We start from the raw sequence: 10,247 nt of genomic DNA, 5'->3' as shown, positions 1-10,247 counted from the left end.
GTTCAATCTGAGCCATGATCAAACTCTTCAATTTAAGATTTGTTTGATTTTGCTAAGTTAATAGCTGCCCAAAGAATTGTACTGTTAGTTCGTAATGAATTAACTGTCAGTCACTCTTCAGGACTTTTTTGTATCTTTTACGATACGGTCCTGTGAGTGCCCACACAGATTGTCTGATTAATTGTTAAAGAGCAGTGCCGCGACATTCATCGTGGCGCGGGCCGCAAATAATATGCTTTTCCGCTGTGAAGTCAAGTAATTATTGCCTGACTTCTTACTCACCGTACAACTGCGTAATCGCTGTTGCCGTGTCAGTGGGAGCGCATTATAGGGACTTCTCGCCGCCTGACAAGCGCTAAATGCACTTTTTTTTCCAACTGGGGGTTATTTGCGCGCATGCGCGCTAAAGCGCTAGTTTTTCGAGCGAAGCAAAGCCATATCGCTGTAAAACTGGCCACAGGGCAACGGTTTTCGGCGTAATGGCCATACAGTAGGCCCGGTTTTCTTCGTTCGACAGCGGCGCGCCGGTCATATTACCAATCAGCCATGCCGTGCGGCGGGCGATGGCCGCGCCGGAATCCACCAGCCGCGTGCCCGCCGGCAGCACCTGGCGAAGTTCGTCCGCTAACAAAGGGAAATGCGTGCAGCCGAGCACTACCGTATCCGGCGGCTCCGGTAAACGCAGCCAGGGACGCAGAATTTTCTGCAGCGCCGAGGGCGGCACGTCTTCGCTGCGCAGTCTGGCCTCCGCCAGCTCCACCAGTTCGGCGGAACCCAACAGGATGATCTGGCAATCGGTGGCAAACCGGGCAATAAGTTCATGCGTGTAGGCGCGCTGGACGGTCGCGCGCGTCGCCAGCAGCCCGACAATGCCGTTGCGGGTGAGTTTGGCCGCCGGTTTCACTGCGGGAACCACGCCGACCACGGGGAAGCTGAATCGCTGTCGCAGGGCTGGCAGGGAGATCGTACTGGCGGTATTGCAGGCGACGATAACCAGCGCCAGGGCATGGCGTTTTTCTATCGCCGCCACAACGTCGAGCACGCGCTCGACGATGAACTGCTCCGGTTTTTCACCATAGGGGAACGCTTCATTATCGAACGCATAGATATAGTGGATATTCGGCAACAGCCGGCGAACCTCGTCATAGACGGACAGGCCACCCACGCCGGAATCAAATATCAGTATGGTGGGGCGGGCTTGCGGGTCAGAGGGTATAGCTTCCGGTGAGAACCTATTCTCACACTGCAGTTCGGTAGCCATATTCCTTCTCATTCATTTTTAGCTAACAGAGGCGGCATTCTACCACGAACCGTTCCTTGAGATGAGGAGGAACCCACGCCCGGCGCTTAAATCCGGGTACGGCGCGGCCTGTCCGGGAAGTGAATAAAGCGGGATGGCTCACAAAACTGGACATCGCCCTGGGATGCCCTACAATTCCCAGCCAATATCTTATTTTCAACCCTGCCAACCGGAAAAATCATGACGCCAGACATTCTGCCAGTCGATCGCTATGACGACCTGCTTAACCAAAAAACCGACCGACTGAAAGACATGATGGCTCCTTTTAACGCCCCGCAGCCCGAGGTGTTTCGTTCGCCGGTCAGTCATTATCGTATGCGCGCTGAATTCCGCCTCTGGCATGACGGCGACGACATCTACCACATCATGTTTGATCAGCAGAGCCAGCAACGTATCCGGATTGATCGCTTTCCGGCCGCCAGCGAACTGATCAATCGATTAATGCCGGAATTCATCGACGCTATCCGAGATAATCCGGCGCTGCGACGTAAAATATTCCAGATCGATTATCTTTCCACGCTCAGCGGCAAGGCGGTCGTATCAATGTTGTACCATCGCCCGCTGGACGAAGAGTGGCAGCGCCATGCCCGCGCGCTGCGGGAGCAGTTGACCGCCAAAGGGTTCGATATCCAGTTGATAGGGCGGGCGACCAAGACCAAAATCTGCCTTGACCACGACTATATTGATGAGATTCTGCCGGTTGCCGGCCGCGATATGGTTTACCGCCAGGTCGAAAATAGCTTCACTCAGCCCAATGCCGCCACCAATATTCAGATGCTTGAGTGGGCGCTGTCGGTCACCCGCGGTTCCCGCGGCGATTTGCTGGAGCTTTACTGCGGCAACGGCAATTTCTCGCTGGCGCTGGCGCGTAATTTTAATCGGGTGCTGGCCACCGAAATCGCCAAACCGTCGGTCGCCGCCGCGCAGTACAACATAACGGCTAACCGGATTGATAACGTGCAGATTATTCGTATGGCGGCGGAAGAGTTTACCCAGGCGCTGCAGGGCGTACGCGAATTCAAGCGCCTGAAAGGCATCGATCTGAGCAGCTATCAGTGCGAGACCATTTTCGTCGATCCGCCGCGCAGCGGGCTGGATGCCGCCACGCTGGCCATGGTGCGAAATTGGCCGCGCATCCTGTATATCTCCTGCAATCCCGAAACGCTGTGCGACAACCTACGCACCCTAACCCAGACGCACCGGGTACGCCGGCTGGCGCTGTTCGATCAGTTCCCCTATACCCACCATATGGAAGCGGGCGTACTGCTGGAGAAAATCCCGGGCTGACGGCGGCCACGCCCCGGCTACGGGGCGTCGATATCGTTCGGGCCGGTTGCGACCGGCTTACGCCCGCGCAAACGCAAACCCAGCCAGAAAACCAGCGCGACGCAGAGCACGGCCGGCACGAAGTTAGAACCCATTTGCGGGTATTCGGCGCGCACAATGGCGCTGTACAGCAACACGCCCAGTAAAAAGCAGCCGGCGGCCAGCACGGGAATGCCGTCCGGCATCGCGTGATGCATATAGCGCTGATGCAGACAATACACCGCCAGAACCAACGCAATCAGCGGGAACGCGGAGAATGGCACAATCGCGCTAAACAGCGCGGCGAATGATCCATTGGCGGAAAGCCCGGCGATCAGCGCCAGCAGTAAAGTCCCTTTTTCCTGGCGAGGTTGTTCAGTCATCTTTTTCCTCCAGGTGTGTTAATCAGTCATACTTCAAGCCGCAGCAACGTTGACGGCGCTCAATTATTCGCCCCGTTCCAGGGCTTCGCCACTGCGGGGCCGCCGCCAGCGGCGCTCAAATCCGCTACCGGCGAATTCGTCGTTCGCCTGCCGCGTCGCGAGGCGCATTCATATACTCCGCCCGTAGTGTTCAAAACGATAACGTTTTGTCCCGCATCCCGGATGATTTAAAGCATAGCGCGGTGAACGATTAAGGTACGCTGACGTCCTTATCATGTTGCCGTTCCTGCTCCCTTCGGTACCAGTAATACGCCCCCTTTGAGATCATGCGCAACTGCAGCACCAGCCGTTCTTCCAGCTCGCGCCGCTGTTCCAGACCGACATCCAGCGCCTCTGCCCCGGCGCTGAAGACGATGATGACCATCGCTTCCGACTGCGCTTCGGCAAACCCTCTGGGCAATTGATTTTCCTGCTCCAGGTAGTCGGCCAGCTCAGCGATAAAATGCTGAATCTCGCGCGCCACCGCAGCGCGAAAAGCGGCCGACGTGCCGGAACGTTCGCGCAGCAGCAGACGAAACGCATTCGGGTTATTGCCGATAAATTCCATAAAAGTGGACACCGAGGTACGAATTACGCTGCCGCCTTTGGCTATGCGTTGACGCGCCTGACGCATCAACTGGCGCAGCATCAGACCGCTCTCATCCACCATTGTCAGCCCAAGTTCGTCCACATCGCGAAAATGACGATAGAACGAGGTCGGAGCAATGCCGGCTTCCCGCGCCACTTCGCGCAGGCTGAGGCTGGCGAAACTCCGTTCCGCACTCAGTTGGCTAAATGCGGCCTCAATCAGAGAGCGACGCGTCCGCTCTTTTTGTTGTGCTCTGACACCCATTATCTTGCCTAAATCTGCTGCTCTCCTTTCCAGAAAGGCACTATAGCAAACTTTAGCGCCGGTACAGTGAGGCAAACCTTGCCAGATTAAAAAAGCGCGCAATTTTTCCCTGCCCACATCAGGGATGATTAGGTTATCATTTGGCCGATATTACAATAATGTTATTACTTTGTTTAAAAGGCTTATCCTGCGATGCAACAACATTTCGATTACGATGCAATTATCATTGGTTCCGGTCCGGGAGGCGAAGGAGCCGCGATGGGGCTGGCGAAGAAAGGCGCGCGCACGGCGGTGATTGAACGTCACTATAACGTGGGCGGCGGCTGCACCCACTGGGGCACCATCCCCTCCAAAGCGCTGCGCCACGCCGTCAGCCGCATTATCGAATTTAATCAAAACCCGCTATACAGCGACAATGCCCGCATTATCAGCAGTTCCTTTTCCGATATCCTGCGCCACGCCGACAGCGTTATCAGCCAGCAAACCCGCATGCGCCAGGGATTCTATGAGCGGAATCAGTGTCGCATCTACTCCGGCGAGGCCCGCTTTATCGATCCGCATACGGTCGCCATCCACTACCCCGACGGCACGCGCGAAACGTTGACCGCCGCCAGCATCATTATCGCCAGCGGCTCTCGTCCCTACCATCCCGCCGGCGTAGACTTCGACCATCCGCGCATCTATGACAGCGATTCCATCCTGCAGCTCGACCACGAGCCCCAGCATGTGATCATTTACGGCGCCGGAGTGATTGGCTGCGAATATGCGTCAATTTTCCGGGGACTGAGCGTGAAAGTGGACCTGATCAACACCCGCGATCGTCTGCTGGCTTTCCTCGATCAGGAGATGTCCGACGCGCTGTCCTACCACTTCTGGAACAACGGCGTAGTGATCCGGCATAACGAAGAGTTTGAACAGATCGAAGGGATGGACGACGGCGTGGTGGTGCACCTGAAGTCAGGCAAGAAAATGAAGGCCGACTGCCTGCTGTACGCCAACGGCCGCACCGGCAATACCGAGACGCTGGGTCTGGAAAATATCGGACTGCAGACCGACAGCCGGGGACAGATCAAGGTCAACAGTCTGTATCAAACGGCGCTGGCCCATATTTACGCCGTTGGCGACGTAATCGGCTACCCCAGCCTGGCCTCCGCAGCCTACGACCAGGGCCGTATCGCGGCGCAAACCATTCTGACCGGGGAAACCAATGCGCATCTGGTGGCCGATATCCCGACCGGGATCTACACCATTCCGGAAATCAGCTCTGTCGGCAAAACCGAACAGGAGCTGACTACGATGAAAGTGCCCTATGAGGTGGGACGAGCGCAGTTCAAACATCTGGCGCGCGCGCAAATAGTCGGAATGAACGTCGGCAGCCTGAAGATTCTGTTCCACCGTGAGAGCAAGGAGATCCTCGGCATTCACTGTTTCGGCGAACGCGCGGCCGAAATTATCCACATCGGCCAGGCCATCATGGAACAAAAAGGCGCAGGTAATACTATCGAGTACTTCGTTAATACTACCTTCAACTACCCGACGATGGCGGAGGCTTATCGGGTAGCCGCGCTCAATGGGTTAAACCGCCTGTTTTAACGCGCTGTCCATATAGACCTGCATGTGCTCTCGAATCGCCTCGGCCAGTTGCTCATAACGTCCACGCAGCGGGGAGCCGGGGCGATAAACCAGCGCGATGGTCCGTTTAGGTTCGGGCTTGTAGCAGGTCAGGTAGCATACGCCGTCCCGCTCCCGCTCCTGCGGCACCGCCAGCGACGGCAGCAGCGTGATGCCGCTGCCTGCCGCCACCATATTGCGCAGCGTCTCCAGACTGGTGGCGCGAAAATGCGTGTCCTCATCGGCGCCGGCCTGGAAGCAAAAACCCATCGCCTGATCGCGCAGGCAGTGCCCGTCTTCCAGCATCAGCAACTTTTCGCCCGCCAGATCGGACATCGCCACCCGCTCCCGATTGGACCAGGGATGATCCTGGTAGATGGCCAGCTTCATCGGTTCATCAAACAGCGGCACTTCGATGAAAGACTCGGACTCTTTGACCAGCGCCAGAATAGCGCAGTCGAGCTTGCCGCTATCAAGCTGAACCAGCAGCTGATGGGTTTGCGCTTCGTGTAAATACATTTCCAGCTTCGGGAAAGTACGGTGTAGCATCGGAATGATTTGCGGCAGCAAATAAGGCCCGACGGTGGGGATCAGGCCGATATGCAGCGGCCCGGACATCGTCTCTCCCTGCTGGCTGGCCATCTCCTTGAGCACCTTGACTTCCCTCAGTACGGTTCGCGCCTGTTCAACCAGCAGCAAACCGGCCTGGGTAAACAATACTTTTCTGCTGGTGCGCTCCAGCAACATCACGCCCAGTTCATCTTCCAGCTTACGGATTTGCCCGCTTAACGTAGGCTGACTAACGTGACATGAATCTGCCGCCCGCCGGAAGTGGCGATGCTCTGCTAACGCCACCAGATACTCTAAGTCCCGAATATTCATTTTTTAGCTCCAGACCACGATAGTCCATAACGATAGGTAGGATAGCAATGAACGATTTTCCCTATCAACATCTAATGTAAACACAGAACAGCAAAGCGACATACGCCGAATAAAAATTGACTTACAATTTAGAGGGTTTAATTATATTCACCCGCCAGCAACGGAAATCCGTCCCGCTGATTGCTTTATACCCGCCGTAGCGAGCAATAGCACGATGTTACCACCGATGCACTATTTGCTAATAAAACCGTTATCGCTTTTTCATTATCCGACGCTTGCCCCCTCCGACTCTGCCAATCCTTCGCCCCGTTATAATGAGTGAGCTGGCGAATTCAGGCAATTGGGGAACGGCAGCATTTTATCCGGCGCCGAGAACGATAAGCGGATGACGAAGACGACCGGCCAGGCTGGACGGGTATCGACGACGTTAACTGTTTATCAATCATGAAATTAGCGGGAGAGCGCCATTAAACAGGCAATCTGCGCGGACCGGTTCGCCCGGAGGAACATTTCGTGGTAAGACGTCCGCCCGCATGACGCTGCGCAACGGACGGTATTAATAAGACTAACTTAAGTGAAAACAAACCACAGCAGATAGCCGCCTACGCCCACCAGCGCCGTGGTAAACAAGCTCTTCGTCATGATCGCCGCCAGCGCGGCCAGCGCGGCGGAGCTGATCGGCGCCAACGCGCCGCCGTCGCGAACGGACAGCTTGACCAGCTCCAGCGCCACAAGGGCGACCATAATGCCGGAAGGCACAAAACTCAGCCAGGCATAAACAAACCCCGGCAGGCGAATGCCGGCGAGGAAGACGATCGGCAGGGCGCGAATCACCAACGTGACCAGCGCGCAGGCAAGTATGGTTATCAGTAACGAAGGCATCATGCTTTACTCCGCAGCGCAGGATACAGACGCAGCAGCGTTGCGCATACCGTGGCCGCAACGGCCGTAGCGACCAGAATCGATATATTCATATCCAGCACGCCCAGCGTGACCAACACCGTGGCCGCCGACAGCCCCATCGCGACCAGCTCCAGTTTTTTCTGCGCGCTGCCGGAATAGTTGAGGGCCAGCAGACCAATAAACATCGTCGTCAGGCTGAAGCCCAGCCGGTGTGAGATCTCTACCGGTATCACGCTGGCAAAGGCGGCGCCGGCAATATTGGCGCTGATCCAACTGGCGTAAGCGGTAATGTTCAATCCCAGCATCCACCAGAATGGGATCCGGCCGTGTTTGCCCGCGTACTGCGCCGCCACGCCGAAGGTTTCATCGGTCAGCAGCATGCCGCTGATAAATTTTTGCCCGGTCGGCAAAGCCGCAAAGAAACGCGCCAGATAAGAGCTCATCAGCAAATAACGGATGTTGACCAGCGCAATCGCCAGCACAATCGCCATGGAACCCGCGCCGCTGCTCCACAGGGAATAGAAGAGAAACTGGGCCGACCCGGCATAAATCAGCGCCGCCAGCAGCGTGATCTCTACCCAGGAAAAACCGGAAATCGAACCGATGGCGCCGGCAGCGAAGCCAATACTGGCATACCCCAGAATCGTTGGGCCGCAGGCAATGACCCCGGCCAGAAAAGCATTTCGCCGCTGCGCGAAGGTGTCTGGCTCACGCATACTATCTCCATTATGATTAAACGTAATCTGTTGGTCCGCGATGAAAAATACCCGTCGCCGCCCCACTGACGGCGGGTTTCGAAGGTAGCTTATATGAATGAAGATGTGAAAGATTGTAAGATCCTGCTCAATGGCAAGACGGCTATCTCGCCATCGCACAGCGTTAAACGCCCGGCGCCGCCAGAAGATATCCGGCTATGGCGCGATCGCGATATCGGCCACGATACCGAACTGCTGCGGGCGGTGTTTTACTCTCATCGCTACCCGGCGCACAGTCATGACGAATTCGTTATCGCCGCCTTCGAGCGCGGCGCTCAACGCCATAGCATCTCGCGCAAGACGGGAGTCGCGGTGCCGGGTACGGTAATGATTATCCCGCCCGGCGAAGTGCATACGGGAGAAGCCGAGCGGAACATCGGCATGTGGGCGTATCGGGCGTTTTATCCGGCGGCCGGCGTGCTTGAAAGGGTGGCCGAAGAACTGTTCGATACCCACGTGACCGGGCTGGATTTCGGCTGCCGGCACCTGCGCAAGGATGCGGCGCTGGCCCGTCACCTGACGCGAGCGCATCAGGTCATTGAAACCGCGCGCGATCCGCTGGAAAAGCAAACGGCGTTGATTGACGCTATGGCGGCGCTGATCGACCGCTACGGCCAGTTGACCAAAAGCGGCCGGATAAAAGCGCAACCCGGCGCCGACGTGCGCCGCGCCCTGGAACTGATTCACGCCTGTTTCGACCAGCGTCTGACGATTGACCAGGTCGCGGATGCCGCCGGTCTGAGCGAATATCATTTCATGCGCTCGTTTCATAAAAAAACAGGAATGACGGTACATGCCTATATCAACCAGACGCGTCTGCGGGCGGCCAAAGAGCATCTGGCAAACGGCATGACGGCGACGCAGACGGCGGTCAGCGTCGGCTTTTGCGATCAAAGCCATTTGACGCATTGTTTTCGCGCCAGCTTTGGCGTCACTCCGGGACAATACGCGCAGGCCTGCCGCTGACGGACAAGGCGGGGAAACAGAATAGGCGGATAAAACGGAGGCCCGTCGATACCCGGGCCGGTGAAAAGCAGGAAACGGCGCGCGGCCTGGAATCAGGCGGCGTCGGCTACCGGACGCACGCCCAGCGTATGGCAAATGGCATAGCTCAGCTCCGCGCGGTTCAGCGTATAGAAGTGGAAATCCTTCACTCCTTCCCGGCTCAGAATTTTCACCATATCCATCGCAATGGAGGCTCCGACCAGCTTGCGGGTTTCCGCATCGTGATCCAGACCGTCGAACATGGCGGTCATCCAGTTCGGCACCCGCACGTTGGTTAGCGTGGCGAAGCGCTGTAGCTGACGGAAATTCGACACCGGCAGAATACCGGGCACGATCTCTACGTCAATGCCGGTCGACACGCAGCGATCGCGAAAACGCAGATAGCTTTCCACGTCAAAGAAAAACTGGGTAATGGCGCGCGTCGCGCCGGCATCGATTTTACGCTTCAGATTAATCAAATCGGCCTGCGCGCTTTTCGCTTCAGGATGTACTTCGGGATAAGCCGCAACCGAGATGTCAAAATCCCCCACCTCACGCAACAGCGCCACCAAATCGGAAGCGTACATTTCCGGTTTGCCGCCGTTTGACGGTAAATCGCCGCGCAGCGCGACAATGTGACGAATACCGCTCTGCCAGTAATCCTGCGCGATTTCGCGCAGCTGGTCACGCGAGGCGTCGATACAGGTCAGATGCGGCGCAGCCTCAAGGCCGGTACGTTCTTTGATCGCCTTGATGACGCTGTGCGTGCGGTCGCGTTCACCGGAATTGGCCCCGTAGGTAACGGAAACAAATTTGGGCTTCAGGCTGCTCAGGCGATCGATGGAGTTCCAGAGCGTCGTTTCCATTTCATGGTTGCTCGGCGGAAAAAACTCAAAGGAAACATTAGTATGACCCTGTAATTCCGCCAGACTCTGGTTCAGTGCTTCGCGCTGATTTGCATGAAAAAAACTCATTCCGTTCTACCTCGTCGATCGCCGTCGTTGTTGTTATTCATGAACGTCTACACGTTTAGACGTCTAAATAGAAAATGACGGAATCGGCCCGATCAGTCAATGCTTTTGGCATCGATCGGTACTGATGATTATTCATACTAGCTGAAGAAAATTCATGTCGTGGAGAAACAGCGGAACGCGGCACGACGGCGACAGGCGGAAACAATCCGCCCGCGACGGCTGAAATGCAATAAACGACACGCAGGGAACGGGGATGAA

General features: G+C 56.5%; 10 protein-coding genes. 3 read left to right on the top strand and 7 right to left on the bottom strand.

Annotated elements, in window-relative coordinates:
- Positions 1–403: 403 nt before the first annotated feature.
- Positions 404–1,261 carry a glutamate racemase gene (murI, locus tag FJU30_RS16580; protein WP_150436087.1) on the bottom strand — a complete coding sequence of 286 codons (858 nt, stop codon included), beginning with the start codon at positions 1,259–1,261 and terminating at the stop codon, positions 404–406.
- 219 nt (positions 1,262–1,480) lie between these two features.
- On the opposite strand from murI, the gene trmA reads away from it, so the two are divergent.
- Entirely contained in the window at positions 1,481–2,587 is a 1,107-nt protein-coding gene (trmA, locus tag FJU30_RS16575) for a tRNA (uridine(54)-C5)-methyltransferase TrmA (protein ID WP_150436086.1), read from the top strand.
- Between the two features lie 17 nt (positions 2,588–2,604).
- On the opposite strand, the gene FJU30_RS16570 is transcribed toward trmA, so the two are convergent.
- Both FJU30_RS16570 and fabR read right to left on the bottom strand, forming a co-directional pair.
- Complete coding sequence (locus FJU30_RS16570) at positions 2,605–2,988, bottom strand: YijD family membrane protein (protein WP_150436085.1); 384 nt, start codon at positions 2,986–2,988, stop codon at positions 2,605–2,607.
- A 250-nt stretch (positions 2,989–3,238) separates the two neighbouring features.
- Positions 3,239–3,883: an HTH-type transcriptional repressor FabR gene (gene fabR / locus FJU30_RS16565; RefSeq protein WP_191091636.1), complete on the bottom strand. Its 645-nt coding sequence runs from the start codon at positions 3,881–3,883 to the stop codon at positions 3,239–3,241.
- Between the two features lie 189 nt (positions 3,884–4,072).
- Here fabR and sthA point away from each other — a divergent pair, with 189 nt between their 5' ends.
- Positions 4,073–5,473, top strand: a complete 1,401-nt coding sequence (gene sthA / locus FJU30_RS16560; protein ID WP_150436083.1) for a Si-specific NAD(P)(+) transhydrogenase — start codon at positions 4,073–4,075, stop codon at positions 5,471–5,473.
- On the opposite strand, the gene oxyR is transcribed toward sthA, so the two are convergent.
- The 3 genes from oxyR to FJU30_RS16545 form a co-directional block, all read right to left on the bottom strand.
- The gene (gene oxyR, locus FJU30_RS16555) at positions 5,456–6,373 is read right to left on the bottom strand and encodes a DNA-binding transcriptional regulator OxyR (protein WP_150436082.1); all 918 of its coding nucleotides are present in this window, start codon (positions 6,371–6,373) and stop codon (positions 5,456–5,458) included. The genes sthA and oxyR overlap by 18 nt on opposite strands.
- Positions 6,374–6,943: 570 nt before the next feature.
- Positions 6,944–7,258: an AzlD domain-containing protein gene (locus tag FJU30_RS16550; RefSeq protein WP_150436081.1), complete on the bottom strand. Its 315-nt coding sequence runs from the start codon at positions 7,256–7,258 to the stop codon at positions 6,944–6,946.
- On the bottom strand, positions 7,255–7,992 hold the full coding sequence (locus FJU30_RS16545; protein ID WP_150436080.1) for an AzlC family ABC transporter permease: 738 nt from the start codon (positions 7,990–7,992) through the stop codon (positions 7,255–7,257). Before FJU30_RS16545 ends, FJU30_RS16550 begins: the two co-directional genes overlap by 4 nt.
- 93 nt (positions 7,993–8,085) lie before the next feature.
- On the opposite strand from FJU30_RS16545, the gene FJU30_RS16540 reads away from it, so the two are divergent.
- On the top strand, positions 8,086–8,997 hold the full coding sequence (locus FJU30_RS16540; RefSeq protein ID WP_150436079.1) for a helix-turn-helix domain-containing protein: 912 nt from the start codon (positions 8,086–8,088) through the stop codon (positions 8,995–8,997).
- Between the two features lie 92 nt (positions 8,998–9,089).
- Here the strand turns inward: FJU30_RS16540 and metF are convergent, their stop codons facing one another.
- Positions 9,090–9,989, bottom strand: a complete 900-nt coding sequence (metF, locus tag FJU30_RS16535) for a methylenetetrahydrofolate reductase (RefSeq protein WP_150436078.1) — start codon at positions 9,987–9,989, stop codon at positions 9,090–9,092.
- Positions 9,990–10,247 lie beyond the last annotated feature (258 nt).

The organism is Affinibrenneria salicis, from assembly GCF_008710095.1.
Note: the sequence above shows the minus strand (reverse complement) of the source record. Positions and strands in the feature narration are given on the sequence as shown.